Origin of the sequence: Pseudomonas sp. R3-56 (genome assembly GCF_051132075.1) — a bacterium.
Lineage (GTDB): Bacteria > Pseudomonadota > Gammaproteobacteria > Pseudomonadales > Pseudomonadaceae > Aquipseudomonas.
The window spans coordinates 3,651,231-3,667,835 of the sequence record NZ_CP071657.1; the positions used below are offsets into that span (position 1 = coordinate 3,651,231).

At 54.2% G+C, this 16,605-nt stretch carries 12 protein-coding genes and 1 pseudogene; 1 reads left to right on the plus strand and 12 read right to left on the minus strand.

All coding sequences use genetic code 11. The features are described 5' to 3' along the window. Positions 1-56: 56 nt before the first annotated feature. Both J3P96_RS16305 and J3P96_RS16310 read right to left on the minus strand, forming a co-directional pair. Positions 57-641 carry a TetR/AcrR family transcriptional regulator gene (locus tag J3P96_RS16305; RefSeq protein ID WP_434652349.1) on the minus strand — a complete coding sequence of 195 codons (585 nt, stop codon included), beginning with the start codon at positions 639-641 and terminating at the stop codon, positions 57-59. A 90-nt stretch (positions 642-731) separates the two neighbouring features. Then, positions 732-1,823: an SDR family oxidoreductase gene (locus J3P96_RS16310; RefSeq protein ID WP_434652351.1), complete on the minus strand. Its 1,092-nt coding sequence runs from the start codon at positions 1,821-1,823 to the stop codon at positions 732-734. Between the two features lie 77 nt (positions 1,824-1,900). Between J3P96_RS16310 and J3P96_RS16315 the strand changes: the two genes are divergently transcribed. Next, positions 1,901-2,293: a MerR family transcriptional regulator gene (locus tag J3P96_RS16315; protein WP_434652352.1), complete on the plus strand. Its 393-nt coding sequence runs from the start codon at positions 1,901-1,903 to the stop codon at positions 2,291-2,293. An 11-nt stretch (positions 2,294-2,304) separates the two neighbouring features. Here J3P96_RS16315 and J3P96_RS16320 read toward each other — a convergent pair whose 3' ends face one another. From J3P96_RS16320 to J3P96_RS16365, 10 genes and pseudogenes are all read right to left on the minus strand, one after another. Continuing rightward, the gene (locus J3P96_RS16320) at positions 2,305-2,868 is read right to left on the minus strand and encodes an AAA family ATPase (RefSeq protein WP_434652354.1); all 564 of its coding nucleotides are present in this window, start codon (positions 2,866-2,868) and stop codon (positions 2,305-2,307) included. A gap of 1 nt (position 2,869) precedes the next feature. Next, positions 2,870-3,133, minus strand: a pseudogene (locus tag J3P96_RS16325) (IS66 family transposase); the annotation flags it as partial. Further along, the gene (locus J3P96_RS16330; RefSeq protein ID WP_434652356.1) at positions 3,067-3,411 is read right to left on the minus strand and encodes a transposase; all 345 of its coding nucleotides are present in this window, start codon (positions 3,409-3,411) and stop codon (positions 3,067-3,069) included. The pseudogene J3P96_RS16325 and the gene J3P96_RS16330, both read right to left, overlap by 67 nt. Positions 3,412-3,677: 266 nt before the next feature. Beyond that, positions 3,678-4,898, minus strand: a complete 1,221-nt coding sequence (locus J3P96_RS16335; RefSeq protein ID WP_434652358.1) for a hypothetical protein — start codon at positions 4,896-4,898, stop codon at positions 3,678-3,680. Beyond that, positions 4,895-8,038, minus strand: coding sequence for an outer membrane lipoprotein-sorting protein (locus tag J3P96_RS16340; RefSeq protein WP_434652359.1), 3,144 nt, complete (start codon positions 8,036-8,038; stop codon positions 4,895-4,897). The genes J3P96_RS16335 and J3P96_RS16340 overlap by 4 nt, the downstream gene beginning before the upstream one ends. Then, the gene (locus tag J3P96_RS16345) at positions 8,031-8,498 is read right to left on the minus strand and encodes an SRPBCC family protein (protein ID WP_434652361.1); all 468 of its coding nucleotides are present in this window, start codon (positions 8,496-8,498) and stop codon (positions 8,031-8,033) included. The genes J3P96_RS16340 and J3P96_RS16345 overlap by 8 nt, the downstream gene beginning before the upstream one ends. Beyond that, positions 8,495-12,448, minus strand: a complete 3,954-nt coding sequence (locus J3P96_RS16350) for a non-ribosomal peptide synthetase (RefSeq protein WP_434652363.1) — start codon at positions 12,446-12,448, stop codon at positions 8,495-8,497. Before J3P96_RS16350 ends, J3P96_RS16345 begins: the two co-directional genes overlap by 4 nt. Then, complete coding sequence (locus J3P96_RS16355) at positions 12,445-12,720, minus strand: acyl carrier protein (protein WP_434652365.1); 276 nt, start codon at positions 12,718-12,720, stop codon at positions 12,445-12,447. The genes J3P96_RS16350 and J3P96_RS16355 overlap by 4 nt, the downstream gene beginning before the upstream one ends. After that, on the minus strand, positions 12,701-14,500 hold the full coding sequence (locus tag J3P96_RS16360) for an acyl-CoA dehydrogenase family protein (RefSeq protein ID WP_434652367.1): 1,800 nt from the start codon (positions 14,498-14,500) through the stop codon (positions 12,701-12,703). The genes J3P96_RS16355 and J3P96_RS16360 overlap by 20 nt, the downstream gene beginning before the upstream one ends. Further along, positions 14,497-16,257, minus strand: coding sequence for a fatty acyl-AMP ligase (locus tag J3P96_RS16365; RefSeq protein WP_434652368.1), 1,761 nt, complete (start codon positions 16,255-16,257; stop codon positions 14,497-14,499). The genes J3P96_RS16360 and J3P96_RS16365 overlap by 4 nt, the downstream gene beginning before the upstream one ends. Positions 16,258-16,605 lie beyond the last annotated feature (348 nt).

Consider the following 16,605-nt stretch of genomic DNA (forward strand, 5'->3'; position numbering starts at 1 on the left):
AAGGCAGAATAATCAGCCAAAAACTATTATTGAAAGAGATTATTATACCGAAGAATTTATACTTGATGACTATTAAGATCAGGGGCGTTAAGCTTCAACAATACCATGATAACAGAAACTGCGGTATCAATAGCCCCTCCTTTTACTCCAATAGCCGTAAGGTTTTGAGCACCCTCAAATAGAATCAAGCACTGTAGAGCTAAAGCTGTTGAATTTTTATAGCCATAACTTCCCAACAACATAGCGAATAAATCTATCAATGTACTCTTATGCAACAAGCACACACGATGGACAGGGTGGTCTTTACTTGGATACATATTCACAGCAGATACAAAAAGACAACCGCGAGAATCGTCCCCAACCAGAAAACGGGATTTATACCACGCCAGTAGCGAAAAGAGCTGTTGCTCCAAACCTGGCCCCCCCCCAGCGACGTCCTCTTTTAACTCCGAGAGCAACTGATTATGGTAAAGAGTTAAAGCACTTTCAATCAATAAATCTTTTGAGGGAAAATACTTATAAAGAGTCATTTTGCTAACCCCTGAAACCTTTACAACTTTATCTATTCCAACAGAATGCAATCCATCTTCAATAAAGAGCTGGAGTGCGGTACTTAACAGTTTCTCTTTCGCTGCGGACATAAGTTAGCCTCAGATTAGAGACTGATTTTACCAAACTCGAGTCCAGAATGCCACAATGGTCATTTTTTTGACCCTGAAAATTTGGCTGACTCATGGTGTTTTTGAGAAGAAGTGATGCTCGGACGAATCGACTAACGTATTTTTGACGTATTTAACAGTTTTTTCTAATGTACGTCTGAGATCCGGATGATGCAGCTCATATCTAGTTTCAAAATATTTACTGATGCTCATATCGAAACGCTCTATTTGTATAAAGTTCAAAGACTCTCGACTCGTTGCGAAGCGGTTTTCCATCCCAGGTATTGTGAGGAAGAACCTCAGTAGGCCTTTCGGAATGTAGCGGTTAGGCGCTCTAACACCCAGGTAATTAGAAATTTGTTTAACCAAATTTAATAGGCTAGGGGTCGCTTCATTCAACGCAAGCACCTGTTGCCTGACCGCCGACGAGTCAAAGCCTAGATACATAATCAGCGCCACAAGGTAATCGACGCTGACCAATGGTAACCAGTGCTCAGAATTACCTGGAATTGCCTTGAGCTTGCCAGAGGATAGATTCCGAATAAGCTGTTCAGTCGGCTGGCCTTTCAAAATGTGCCCGCTCTCGCTATGGCCGTACACTGTTGCAGGATGGACGACAGCGTAGTCGGCCGATTGTTCTTCTAGATATCGAGTAACCACAAAATGCGCCTCGAGCTTACTGCCTTCGTAACCACCAACTCGCTTGTACACTTTAAACCAGTCAGTTTTTTCAGGGTGCTGCGTATCAATACCAACTTTTGCAAGATGTGTATCATTTTTTATCATGTACCCACCTACCATCAAAAATCTTGTCTGCTGCACGACTGCAAGCTTGGCCACCCTAAGCGCCCCTTCCACGTTAACAGCTCGAGCCTCCTCCATCGTCAAACCCCACGAGAATTGTGCAGCCAAATGGAATATGACATGCGCCGAGCTGACGTTACGTTGGTCAGCATCGCTGAGACCGAGGCCTGGGGTACTGAGGTCCCCCTTGACGCCATGTATACAACCAGAGTTGCCCCCTAGGGAGCTAACCTGCACCTTGAGGCTCTCCAGATTGCTGAGGTTACGCATAAGCACCCAGGCTTTATGGCCCCTAGCGGTAAGATAAGCCAGTAAATGCAAACCTACAAATCCACTACCGCCGGTTACAAAACATTCCATACACGCTACCAATCCTTGGGTTAATGACGAGTACAGGCTAAACTATAGAGGTCCCTCTACAGTCAAGGAGAATTTTTATGAAGGTAGGTGAATTAGAGCGCAGGAGTGGGATTGGGCGCCACGCGCTTCGCTATTACGAAGCGCAGGGTTTGATAGCAACCGAACGACAGGCTAACAATTACCGGACCTACAGTGACCAAACCCTCCTTGATCTCGGATTTATCCAGAGCGCGCAAGAAATGGGCTTTTCACTGGCAGAGATTGGTCAAATACTGTCCGCCAAACGACAAAAGACGATTAATTGCGCACATGGTGCAGCGCTTGTTGCCAACAAAATGGCGCAAATACAAACAAAGATCACGGAACTTAACGCTATGTTCCTTTTTCTTGACGCAGAACGTGAGAAGCTTGAAGCAAGCGCCATTGCCAATGGACACTCCCTTCAGAGCCTGCCGGCCGTAAGCGTATAGCCAACACACGTTCACATGACTGACGGTGTGTGGTTCAGTCCGTCGACTGCATCCAGTATTTGCTGTACCCGATCTGTAACGGATATGTCCCCCTCAAGCTTTAAGACAGTACAGGTAAGCGCAGACAGCCATTCCTGATGCCTGGCCAAGCTACGTCCAGGGACGCCCCCCTCATCATACTGAGCTGCCCAAGCCAGAAACTCCGGCTTTGCTTGACCGAAGCGTTTTACCTCCCGACGTTTTAGTCTCTCTAATCTGAGTTCAACAGGAAGATAAAGGAACACCACAAGATCAAATTCGCTCTCAAGCGGTTGACCCCAGCCCATTACTGATCCGGCAACCACTGCACGGCCATGAGAGCGCATTTCTTGTAGCAAGCGCTCTCCTCGTTGCGTTTTGTCTGCCAGATGCTGATATGGCGGGTTACTGGGCAGCCACAAAAAATCATCTGCTTCCAGGTGAGTTGTGCTCAGTTCCTTTGCTAAAGCATCCGCTAAGGTCGTGGTGCCGGTACCTGCAGCGCCTGTGATCAAGATGTAACGTGCCGTCTCTTTTGTCATTTCGCTTTCAGCCACTCTAAAACGTTGCCATCTCCAATAAATTAACAGTGCCCCACTGATGTGGCAGCCGAGTAAGAACGTCCTTCAGGTACGCATACGGATCATGCCCATTCATGCGCGCAGACTGGATCAAGCTCATGATTGCTGCCGCCCGTTTGCCGCTGCGTAGCGATCCGGCGAACAACCAGTTCGAGCGTCCAAGCGCCCATGGCCTTATCTGATTTTCGACCGCGTTATTATCGATGGGCACAGCGCCGTCCTCAAGATATCGAACCAGTGCGCCTCAGCGCTTGGCCATTTTACTGCGATCGATTGCTCGCCAAGCAACAGCTCGATAATCGCCAATGCTTCCGCCTGCCGTTTGGGCGTAGCTCTCAACGGAACGAAAGCTGGCAGCGCCGCTGGTGACTGATCTCGGTAAAGTGGTAGCCACTTGCGGATCACGTTGGCGTTGATACCGTGGCTGATGGCGATACTGGATAGGGTTGCGCCCGGTTGCAGGCATTCCTGAACAACCAGGGCCTTGAAGGGTTTCGGGTAAGAGCTTCGTTGGCGCATGGAAATCCTGACGTTAAGGGCGATCGCATCCGCTTAAAAATACGCGGACACCATCGCCCTTAATGCTGGAGTTCGGAAGGTGACTTCCCCAGCCGCTTACTGCCGGCCCTAGGGTGTGGCAATTTTTCGTAACGCTTTCGACCGAGAACTTTGCGCTAAGTCGGGCACTCACCCTCTAAAGCGTAGCTCGCTAGACCAAGCGAGCTTCGGATGAGCTAAGCACGCTCGACAGCTACTGCCGTGACAGGAATTGTCCTACAAGAACACTACAGGCCGTACTCCACCTGAACGTACACCGTTTTGTTATCACTAAGTTGGCCAAAGAAAGTATCTTCGGCCCCATAATAATAATCGAAACCGCTTGCGAGCTTGACTCTATCCGTCACGGCGTAATCAGTTTTCAGCCGCGCAATCCCGCCTCCGGAGGTTTGTGCGTTGACGCCGCTTATTTCTACTCTTAGCAAATCATTGAACCAGGTGTCTGCAAGCCGCCAGGTGAAGCCCAACTGGTCTTTAGACGTTTGTGCACTGGTTGCCGCCTGACGAATGGCAACCTGCCGTTCAAAGCCTGGAGGCAGAGACTTAGCGTTGGAATAATCGAACACATGCGTATACGTAAGTTGCAGCCCTAGAGTGGTATTGTCGAGAATTCGCCACTCTCCTCCGCCCACCGCCCATAGCTGAGGCTTTTTATGGCGGAAATCGTTTGTTCCTTCGCTTTGAGTATCAGATACAGCTGCTTCGGCATGCCAGAGCGTACCGTCGCGAGCCATACTAATGTCCGCCCCAAAAAAGCGAGTGCGCTGTGACTCGACCCTTACCGTGGCCCCGCTGGCGGTCAGCAGGCCAGGTACGAGGTCGGGCATTGGATCAAAGCCGTCGAAGTAGGAAAGCGAGCCATCCACATTATCGCCAGTCATATCCCACTTCAGCGCCCATTGCGATGAATCAGGTTTGCGCACGTCATAATCCACGTTCGCCAACTTGGTAAGCGGTATAGTGTGAGTTGCCGCTTTGGGGAACCAAATAGCTGTAAGCGTTCCCGCGTCCCACTCATAACTGATATTCAACGCCGTATTTCCGTAGCGTTGATCACCGTCTTCCGGAGTGAGTTTCGTAAAGTCACGTGGTGACAGGTTATCCGTAGGATTAAGACCGTCAGCACGACCCCATACGATGATTTGCCTCCCTGCCTTGATCGACATCGCACCGGCATCGTTGCGCCAGTAGGCTTCGCGAACCAAACCGTGACGTGCTTCGCCCCGGCTCTGGCCCCCCACCCACCCATCAAATACGCCTTGGCCCAGTGTATCTGTCAACACCCTGGTGTGCGCCCACAATGAGGGCGTAAAAATATCGGTCTGTTGGCTCAATGAGCGGTCGCCACTCCAGGCCCCACCTCGAAGCGACAAAGTGTTGTCGACATCGAGGCTGGCCATAGCCAGAGCTGGCGCGGCGCTTAACAGCAATGTACCCCAACGCTTCATCGATCAAGGGCCTGCGCTTTGAAGTACTGATCCGAGACGCCTTGATCAGCCTTGAAATGCTCAAATGCAATTTGCGTCTTGTGGCCGGTCTGCAGATTTTCGGCTTGCGACTGCATGGGCTGCCACTTGCCTTGAGTACCTACCTGCTGCAAGTCGGAAGATTCAATGCGCTTCAAAGGCTGACCACTCAGATCGTAGAATTCGACTTTAACCGCGACAAAATTATCTGCCCGCACCCAGCTTTGCATTTTCGAATAGGCCGTATCCTTACCGACTTTTTCTGCTTTTGGAGTGGACTCGATAAGGTAAGCCTGCGTGCCGTCGCTCAATGTTTCCATCCGAAGCAGTTGCTGGCGCCACTGTGCAGGATTATGGCCAATGATGTCGCCGTAGCTGAAGTCGGTTCCCACAAAGCTGTCGCGTTTGTTGGACGCTGAAAGTCGGCGTACCTTGCTTAGCGCCGGGAGATAAACCCACATGTCATCATCGGCGTCGGCATGCTCGATTAGTAATGTCGCGGTCCCCTTGATATCGGGCGGTGAGACAAACTTCACATATCGCATATTATTCTGGCTGGCGTCGGCCTGCAGCTTGGTGTACCCCTCTGTTTTACGGACGCGTTTTTCGCCATTGGCGTTGATCAGCGTAAACGTTGCGTCCGTAGACGAGTCCGCCACCTTGGTGACCTGGAAGCTGTTTTGCATCACCTGTTCCGGAGTCAACTGTGCGGCTTCAGTAGTCGGTACGTGACCCAGAACCATTGCAGACCCAATCAATATCAGCCCAGCATTCAACTGAACTGAGTAGTTTTGTCTATCCTTGAAGATAAACCCGGGCTTGAAGGCTAATGCCAACGCGGGCACTAAAGTCAACGATGAGCCAACACTGACCAACATAGCGATAACGATGAACATTGATAGCCACAAATGCACGTTATAACCAAATGACAGGGCCAGTACACCGTAACCACCGGCCACAGCGGTGGCCACAAACAGCGAGGCCTTACCCGCAGTTGCTAATGTATTGCGCACAGCCGTCGAAGGATCATCGCCCGCCCGAACTTGCTCGCGAAGCCTGTAAAGCATGTAAATAGCGTAGTCGGCACCTATACCAACAGCCATCGCAGAAATGAGCGAGTTGGGAATATTGAGTGGAATGTTCAACAGACCCATGACGCCGAACACAGCGATTACGGACAAGGCCAGCGGTGCAAGAACAATAATGCCGGCGAAGGCTGAGCGGAATACCAGCGCCGAGATCAGGAAAATCGCCAGGGCTACCTGCGCGATATTGCGCAGCTTACCGTTTACCAGCGTTTCGGTCAGAGCAACGGTCTGCGCGACGTCACCCCCAAATGACACTTTCACGTTTGAAGGAAAAGTAGCATCTGCCTGAGCCTGCAACTTGCTCAATAGGTCCTTGACGACCGTGTTGTTGCCGGTCTTGAGCAGGAGTGTGATTTTGGCACGTTGGTAGTTATAGTCGACATAGGAATCAAAATCACCCGGCTCGCCAGACATCGAGTAAAGCAGCAGATACTGGGAAACCAGATTCTCTTGGGTCGGCAGACGATTGAAGGCTTTATCGTCATTGTTCATGGCCTGGTGCATGCGGCTCAAGAAGTCGATGATCGAAAGCGTCTTGCCAACTTCGGGTTGAGTCTCAGCAAAACGCTGCAGACCAACGATCGCATTGAGCACAGCCGGTTGCTTCATCGCATCGGCTTGCTGCCCCTCAATCATGACGTACAGGCTGTTGGTACCGCCCAGTTGTTGATTAAGAAAGGCATCATCTTTCTGGATATCAAGATTCGCTGAGAAGAAGTTCTTGCTGGCATTGTCGATAACGACGCTTTGCATGGCAACAATCAAACCGAGTGTAACCACGCCATAGATCACGAACATTGCGGTGCGACGCGGTCGGCAGATTACCCACTTCGCAGCTGCGGCCGGGATGCGATCCCAGATGCGCACCTTTTGCTCGGTTTGCAGTGCCTTTTCATTTGGCGGCTTGAGCAGCGAGCGAATGGCGGGAATGAAGGTCATTTCCAGCAGCATGGCGCTGAGGATGCCAATGCCGGTGAATATCCCGAAGGCGCGGATGGTAGCAATATCAAACACCAGCAGCGAAAAGAAGCCGATGGCTGCGATACTGCCTGCGATCAACATGACCGGGCCTACGCCGACCATGGAGTTGATCACTGCCAGGCGGTTGGCCTGCTCAGGGCTCAGCTCGGTCGTGCGACGCAACCGGGCGTATTCTTCGTAATACCGCTTGAGTAACTGAACCGCATGACCTGCGGCCACGGCAAGAATCAATATGGGTGTCGGTGAGTTGAAGATGTCCATCGACTGGCCCAGGACGCCCATAAAACCAGTGCCCCACATGACGGCCATCAGCGCAGTGACCAGTGGCAGGATCAGGCCCTGCTTGGTACGGAACGCTTCAAAGTGCAACAGACCGATAATCAGAATGGCAATCGGAAAGAGAATGTTGATCCGGTTGGCAAACTGCTCGGTTTTTTCCAGATAAACAGGGTTACCGCCATAACTGATCGTGTACTGATCAGAGACATGCGCATCGACCACCTTGTGGATGGGCGCGACCATGTTGGTGAAGCCGTCGGAACGCTCTTTGAGTTCCACAAGAATGGCCGCAGTGCGGCCATCGGCGGACACCACGGCGTTCTGATAAACGGGGTTGTCCTTTAGCGTTTGCTTGAGCGCCTCATAATCTACCGCATCAGATAAATCACCGAGCAACGGGCGGGCTTCGAACCCTTCATCGGTGCCTTTGATACCTTTGGCCTGACGGCTGGCCAGACTCAACAGCGTCGAACGCACCACACCCGGCGTGGCATCAAGTTCACGTGTGATGTCGGCAACGGCCTTGAGTACCGAAGGTTGATAGATATCGCCCTGTTTTGGCGTGATGCCAATGATCATCAGGTACTTGGAGCCAAATATCTTTTCGACATGGTTGGTTGCCTGGATCAGCGGATGCCCCTGAGGTGCAAGGGTCGCTGGATCGATTACGATTTTAAGGCCAGCGCCAAACGCGCCCAGTACGGCAGTGATGACCAGAACCAGAGAGATAACCCAGATCCGATAGCGAATGATGAAGTTTGCATAGTTATACATGGATCAATTCCTTGGGCTTGATAGCCGCCGCTTCTTGCAGCAATACTTCCAGGCGCGAGAAATCCTTCTCCACCTGAGAAACCAGCACTTTTCTTAATAGCGATACCGGCAAAATTCCGAAAAACTTGCCCGGCTCCACATCAAATTGCCAACTCAGGCGAGTCCCGTCCGGAATGTCTTCCATGCGGTACATGCCCTCGTAGTGGAATGAGCCCTGCAACACCTTGAACATGTATATAGCCGGCGCTTCGACGCAGGTAATCTGGCATTCGAAGTTCATGCGCCGGCCCAGAAAGCTGAAGACAATCACGTAGCGACTGCCGACATCAGTATTGCCATCTAGCAGACGTGCATCTACACAGGAAGCCTGCCAATTAAGGTCGTTGATGGGATTACTCAGATAATCGAACAGCACTGCTCTTGATACATTCAAAGCACGGCTGTATTCGGCGCGAATCATGATTGAGGCTCCAGCACTGAGACGGTAAGGTAGTGCGTGTTGATCTGCTCAGCCACAGCCATTACCTGGGGCGCATACATGATGCTGTTGTGATCGCCAGCCAGCTCGACTGCAGTCAGTCCCCCATGGGCCAGCGTGTCCCACCCAAGGAGCTGGCCGTAATCGGCGACCTCGTCGCGAGCCAGCATCAACAACATCGGCAGTGTGGTTGGCGATGGAAAGTACAGTTGCAGAGCAATGCCATTCGCAAGATAGGTTTCGAAGTACCGCGCCAGTTGCGCGCCATCAGCCTGTTCACTCAACACGCCCAGTTTCTTGGCTTCGGTCAGCACATATGCAAAGGCCTGCGATCCTTCCTTAGCTCGCAATACAGCAGGATCAATGTGCCATTGCATACCGTGGGGCGTCGCCAGATCCCGAGCGAACCACGACAGCAATGTCGAGTCGTCGGCATCATCAGGCACGTTTTCTGCGATGGGCGCGCGGGTATCCACAAGGAAGAGGCCTTCCAGCGTTTCGCCCTCTTCCTGGAGTTGTCTTGCGACTTCGTAAGCAATAGCGCCACCGAAGCACCAGCCGCCCACCAGATATGGCCCGGTCGGCTGAACTTCACGCATTTCCAGCAGATAACGACTGGCCATTGCTTCAATGGTCACTTCGACATCGTCGGTGTTCTCCAGTCCCGGAGACTGTACTGCGAGCACTGGCCGCGTGCCTGCTAGATGGCGACTCAACTCGCGATAGCTGATTACATTTCCGCCAATGGGGTGAAACAGCCAGACGGGGCGCCCGTGACCTTTGCGCAGCGTGATCAGATTGCCCCGATACAGGCTCTCGCCCCGGCGCAGGCGCTCGGCAAGGCTGGCGATAGAAGGATTATCGAGCAATTCGCCGACCTTGAGCGTCAGTTCCAAGTCTTTCTGGACGCGTCCAACCAGTTCAACCGCCAGTAGCGAATGTCCGCCGATATCGAAGAAGTCATCGTGAATGCATACAGTATCGGTACGCAGTACGGCCTGGAAGATAAGCATCAATTGGCGCTCAAGCTCATCGCGGGGTGCTATAACATCCAAGCGTTCGAGAGGACGGCTTGGCGCTGGCAGACGCTTGCGATCAATTTTGTTGTTAGGAGTAAGCGGGAATTTTTCCAGAAATACAAAATCACCCGGCACCATGTAAGCAGGCAACTTTGTTTTGAGTTGACGCTTAATCTCGGCGACGGCTGGCTGAGCATCCGGGCGCACGACCAGATAAGCGACCAGCATGCTTCCCCGTTCGTTCTCGATAACGGCGGCCACGGCCTGGTCAACGCCGTCAATTGCTGCCAGGCAAGCCTGCACTTCTTCCAGCTCGATCCGGAAACCGCGCAGTTTTACCTGAAAATCCAGGCGACCGTGATGTTCGAGTTCGCCTCGACCGTTCCAACGCACTCGATCACCCGTGCGGTACCAGCGTTTGCCATCAAACCCCAGATCGTCGCGGAATTGATCACGCGTCAGCTGACTGCGCTGCCAATAGCCTTTAGCCAGGCCGGCACCTGCGATCCATAACTCGCCAAGCATGCCGAGAGGCAGCAGACGCTGGTGTTCATCCAGGACAAGAAAATCGGTATTGGCAATCGGCCTCCCCAGGCTCAAGGGCACGCCAGGCTGCAGCTCCATCAGCGAAGACCAGATCGTCGTCTCGGTGGGTCCATAGAGATTCCACACCGAGAAGGCCTCAAGCAGAAGTCGGTCAGCGAGTGGCTGAGCAAGCACGTCGCCGCCGCAGAGCACCCTCAATGCCTTGAGGGCGCCCGGCTCGGCGCGCTCCAGCAGCATGTGCCAAGTCGCCGGAGTAGCCTGCATCGCGTTTATCGAATGCTGGTCAATCAACCCGCTCAACAATCCGCCATCACGCGTGCTTTCATAATCCGCGACCTGAACATGACCGCCCGCAACCAGTGGCAAGAACAGCTCAAGCACCGAAATGTCGAACGACGGCGTCGTCACGGCCAACAAGCGCGTCTGGGCGTCGAAACCCAGGCTCGCCTGCATGCTGAGCATGAAGTTGGTCAAGGCATGATGGCCGATCTCAACGCCCTTGGGCTTGCCCGTCGATCCCGAGGTATAGAGGATGTAAGCCGTGTCGTCATCGCCCGAGAGCGGCGCAAGCGGCAAGGCCACCTGTGTGTCAAGGGTGTGGAGGTACAGACGTTCCAGACTCGACGGAAAATCATCCAGCTCGGCAGTCGTCACCACAAGGCGCAACTGCGCATCGTCGGCAATGTAAGCGAGTCGATCAGAAGGAAAATGCGGGTCCAGCGGCACGTAGCTGGCGCCAATGCGCCAGATACCGAGAATGACCATCACCATTTCGACACTGCGCTCAAGCTTGAACCCGACGCGGTCGCCATGCCGCACGCCACTGGCCTTTAGCGTCTGGGCCACACGTTCGCTGCGTTGCCAAAGTTGCCGGTAGGTATACGCAGAGCAAGCGTCGGCGACCGCCGAACTATCGGGGCGAGTCCGGACATGCTCGGCAATCTGCCCGAGCACGCTTCGCCCTTCAATCTCAAGCGGCGCGCCCTTACCCTGGGACGCCCACTGTGCCTGCTGTACGGGGTCTCCGGGGAGCAATTGCTCGATGGGCAACTCAGGATCAGCGACCAGCCGTGCAGCGAGCTTTGCAAGTGCACCGCTCATGCGATGAAGCGTGGTGGCTTCAAACAGCTGCGGGTTGTACTTGAAGATCGCCTCATAGGCGCCGCCGACTTCCCCGCCCATTTCCAGCATCAGATCGAGTTGTCCTTCCTGCTGCGGAACATGAAAACCGCCCAGTTGCAAGTTATCGCCCAAGAGCGCTTCGTCACCTTCGCCATGGCTGTAGAAGCCCGCAAAGTCTGCGAGGACTGGCAACTTCTCCCAGGAAAAGCCCAACTGGGCGATCGCGTTGTAGCTGTTGTCGCGCTTGGGGGCGAGGCTCTCTACCAACCGGTAGAAGGGCATGTCCTGATGCCGGATGGCACCGGTCACCGTGTCTTTGACCTGGCTCAACACTTGGGCAAAGCTTGCCGATGCAGACGTCGTGACACGCAGACATAGTGTGTTGACGAACTGACCCAAGGTATTGCGCAAGCGCCGGGCAGCACGGTTGGCCACAGGCGTGCTGATCACGACCTCGTCGCTGGCGGACCAATGGCTGAGGAATACTGCGTAGATGGCCAGCATCACCATGTAAGGCGTTGCGTGCAGCTGTTTCGCTGCGGTCCTGATGCCTTCGCTGGTGCTCGCACTGAGTGTGAATGCCACGCTCGCGCCTTGAAATTGCGGCTTTCCTGGCCTCGGCCGGTCCAGAGGCAAAGTGTGTAGCGAAGGGGCGTTGTGCAGATGCTGTGTCCAATACGCCGTAAGCTCAGCCATGCGTTGCGCTGAAGGCTTCAGGCGGGCATACAGGTCGTATCCATTAGCCTCGTCAAGGGGTAACAGCGACGGCGTACCTTGCGCCCGAGCCATTGCTTCCTTCAGCAAAAGGCCGACGGACCAGAAGTCGAATGCGATATGGTGCATGACCAGCACCACCAGACAGCGGTCGTGTGCCATGTAATAAAGATGCACTCGCCACAATCCCGGCGCGCTCAGGTCAAACGGCGTGCGGCTGTCCTCACGGGCCAATGCGCGCAGCGCCTGCTCATCCAGATGGCGTGCATCGGTGCTCAGAACTCTGGCTTGCAGATCACTGAATACCCGTTGCTCTACCCCGCCAGTGGAGCTGACGAATGCCGAGCGCAATACAGGGTAATCACGAATCATGTCCTGTAAAAAGCGTGTATCGGGCCATGCGCCGTTGACTTTGCGCACAGTGCAGCTGAACAAGAGGTTATAGGCGCCCAGGTCAGGATTGACCTGATGCAGATACCAGAGTCCTTTCTGCTCTTCGCTGATTGGCCAGGCGTCGGCCAACTGCTTCATGCAAGCTCTCCCAACATACCGCTGGCAATGCCCAGCAGGTAATGGGCGAGGTCATCAATGCTTGGATAATCCCAGAGCAATGTGGGCGGCAACTCGACACCGAGTTCATCTTCCAGGTCGCCAGCGATTGTCAGCGCCGCGATCGAGTCCAGACCGTACTCCGCCAGATTGCGGTCGGTCGCGACCGAACCCTGCTCCAGGCGCATTTCGCGCTCGACCATGACGCTCAGTTTGCTTTGGAAGTGTTGCAGGTCAAATGGGTTGCAGTTCATCGTGATGCTCCTTGTGCAAATCAACGCGGCGGATGTGCTCGGCCTGGTCTGTCTTGGCAAGCGGCCAGCTCATGATTGAATACATTTCGCCACGCTTGCGCTGGCTGTCCATTTGTTCAAACAAGGCGCTTGCCAGGCCTGGCTCCAACGATCCATTGCGAAATTCCGCCGATAGCTCACGCTGAAGCACAGCTTCCAGCCAGAGGCCGGTCTTGAAGGCACTGCCGAATTTTTCTCGATTGAGAAGCCACATCCCCAGGCAGGCGGCTACGCCATACACGGCGCAATACCGTTCTGCCTGCGCGATGCGCCGGGCGCTGTTGCGCACACCGCGCGGTACGGGCTGGCGTATCTGTGCTTTGAGGCTTTCCACGGCAACCAGAAATTGCCGCCCGGCAACTTTCAGTCGCTCAAGCCCTTGCGTATCGCAGTCACCACATGGGCTTATCTGCTCCAGAAGCTCTATTAATCGAGGCAGCGAGCCCATCATCGGGTCGCCCTCGCGGGAAAACAGTTTCAACCGTCCGTAGTCGAGTTCTGGCAACGCGGATTCCAGGTCGAACAGGAGCGTGATGCAGCTGTCTCCAGGTGAGACGGCGTTGTCCCGTGTCAGGGTGTCCAGCAGAGTTGCCAGGCTGTCGAGGCAGACCACACTGCTGCCATCGAAGATCGACACGACGGCGCCATCTCGTATGAACTTCTGGAATATCCCGACGCCTTGCTGGTCGCGCATGTAGAACCTCGCGCCCAGCACGCCGGATAACTGTTTGCATGAAAAGTCGACCAGGTGACAGACCTCGACTTTGGCAATCGAGGACCATGACGAATAGAGCTCCGGGCACACATGAAGGCCGCGTGCCGAAACGATTGACACGCACTCGGCGATAAGTTGCGACACGTAAGCATTCGCCAGCACGTCCTGGGTGTGAGGCAGCTTATTGATTGCATCGCCATAGAGGCGTCTGCGTGAGGCGTAATCTGCGGCCAACCGCAGCGCTGTGTCTCCTACCCCCAGCGAGAGAGCCGTGCAGAAAGTACGCGTAACTTGAAAACCCTTAAGTGCAAGTTCCAGTCCATGGCCTTCAGCACCAACAAGACACGAAGCGGGAATCACACAATCGCGGAACCCGATACCGCTGATGTCACAGCCCTTGAGGCCATGAGTCTTGACGCGTGGCAAGTGGTAATAGCACTGGCTGTTGAGCTGATCTTTGCGCACGATGAATAGCGAGTGATTGCGCATGTGCGCACCCAGATCAGTGCGCGCCAGCAGCACCAGAAAGTCAGAGCGTATTGCCCGATTGATCGGCCACTTTTCGCCGTTGAGGGTGTAAGAGCCGTCTTGATTGCGTGTGGCGGTCAGTTGGTTGGAGCTGAGGTCTGCGCCGTGCTCGGATTCCGAGTACGCCAGGCACGGGAAACTGCCGTGTTCCATGATCCAGCGGGCGATTTCACGCTTTTGCGTTTCACTGCCGCCTATCCACCCCAGTGTGCTCCACAGCATGGTGCTGTACGCCACGGCAACCGACATATTACGCCTTGCCAGCACACGGCCCATTGCTACAAACGTCTCGCAATTGCGAAAAGTGCCGCCGTAAGCAGTCGGCACGTAGCTTCGGGGCAGCCCTATGGTATGAAGCGCAGTGACCTGGACCTCAGGAAATGCATCTTCCTCGTCCATTGCTAGGGCCTGAGCATATGACAGGGAGTTGCTGCCCAGCCAGGGGTCGCCCAGAGACTGTTCCATCATCAAAGCTTCAATATATTGGGCAGGAATCATGACTCAACCCTCTGACTCAAAGGCTGAATCACGCCGCGTTCCAGCAAGTCACGGGTTTGACCGCGCTGGATTTTGCCGCTTGAGGTTTTGGCAACGCTATTGATCGAGGTGAACGTCAGTGCGTGAACCCGCAACTGATGATGCAGGGAAACCTGAGCGACAATGGTTTCGCGAACGATGGACAGGTCCAAGTCCCGCCACCCTTTATCGAGTTCGACGACCAACGCCAAGCGTTCTTCGCCCTCAGCCTCAACGGCAAAGGCTGCGACCCCATGGGCGCGCACCGCAAGGTGGGCATTCATTACGGTCGCCTCGATGTCGCTGGGGTAATGGTTGTGACCGGCAACAATAATCAGGTCTTTGATTCGTCCTGTGACGTAAACCTGCCGCTCAAGCACTGCCCCCAGGTCACCTGTGCGCAGCCAGGGTTGAAGGCCGTTGTCCAGGTAGGCATAAAACGTTTCTTGAGTTGCTTCCGGATTATTCCAATAGCCGTCGGCAACCATCGGTCCTGCCACCCATATTTCACCAACGAAACCGTCGGCCAGCGGCTGGCGGGTTTTCGGATCGACGATACAAAGGCTTACGTCCTGAGCTGGTACGCCGCTGCTTACCAAATCAACAGTGTCGTTGCCTCCGGTCATTAATCGGCCATTTTTTAGGGCCTGACGGTCCACGGGCAAATGCACGTAGGGTATATGAGGGTCTGGAGCAGCGATTAGTAGCGTTGTTTCAGCCATGCCATAGCAGGGAAAGAATGCAGAAGGACTGAAACCTGCCGGACTGAAAGCAGCCTGGAAAGCGTCCAGAGTGGCTTTACGAATAGGTTCTGCACCGTTGGCGGCCAAGCGCCAACTAGACAAATCCAGCTTTGCCAGTTGCTCCGGCTTGATGCGCTTGGTGCACAGGTCGTAAGCGAAGTTGGGGGCCGCGCTGACAGTACCCTTATAGAGTGAGATCGTTTCCAGCCAGCGCAACGGTCGTTGCAGAAATGTAGCGGGTGCCATTAAGTGGACAGGGTAACCGCCGAAAAAGGGTTGCAGGATTCCTCCGATCAGTCCCATATCGTGGTAGGGCGGAAGCCAGACTACGGCGACATCCGACTCCTTGGTATCCATCGCGTGGTGGATCATCTCGGAGTTTTTTATCAGGTGACGATGTTGCAGTCGCACGCCCTTGGGAGCGCCCGTAGAGCCGGACGTGTACTGCAATACGGCAAGGGTGTTGCCGTTGACATTCGATTCGGTCCAACTGTCAGCGCTTTGCAAGTCCAATTGGTCAACGGGGACATGCACCATAGGTCCCGAGCCACCTACTGCCCATTGCAGAGTATCCAGTTCCTTGAGAACACTCGCGGTGCTCATTACAACCCGAGCGCCGGCGTCCTCAAGGATGCTCCGCACCCTATGGCTGGATACGTTTTTCCGGGGTGAGTACACAGGAACTGCAGTCACTCTGGCGTACCAGCAACCCAAAAGCGCCAAGACATAGTCTGCGCTCGGTTGGAGCAGAATGACGGCGCGAGCGCCTACACAGTTTTGCGCCTGCAGGCTGGTCGCAACTCCACGCGCAGCCTGATCGAGCTCTGCATAGGTAAAACTCTGAACTTCGTTGCCACTAGCGGAGAAGGTCAGGGCCATGCGATCAGGTGTGTGCTCCGATCGCCAGCGAAGCAGATGAACAAATGTCTCGAAAGCCTGTGGCTGAACCCACGACAGTGCCTCCTCAGCAAATGAAGAAGGACTCAACACGTCCATGTGAAATATCTCCCAGTGAAAAGTCGGCCGAGTATACAGACCGGTCAGTAGATGTCAAACCGGCATCATACTATTTGTGTAGGATTTGTTTAGGCGTAAGTGGGGCGAACCCTCACATGTGCGGAGGCATCACTTTTCAGCAAAATGAGTTCCGACGCAGAAGGCTGTAGCCGCCTAGGGTTCTCCAGAACTGGTCAAGCATGATTTCTTATTCCAAACCCCTCGGAACAACGACCGCGGTAGCGGGCTAGTGGTCATAGCTCTGACGCGATTTGTCCAACTTAAGTACACCAATGATGTTCTGGTCTAGCAGCGCTACCCACCAACGAGTGTGCCCTCTGATTAACA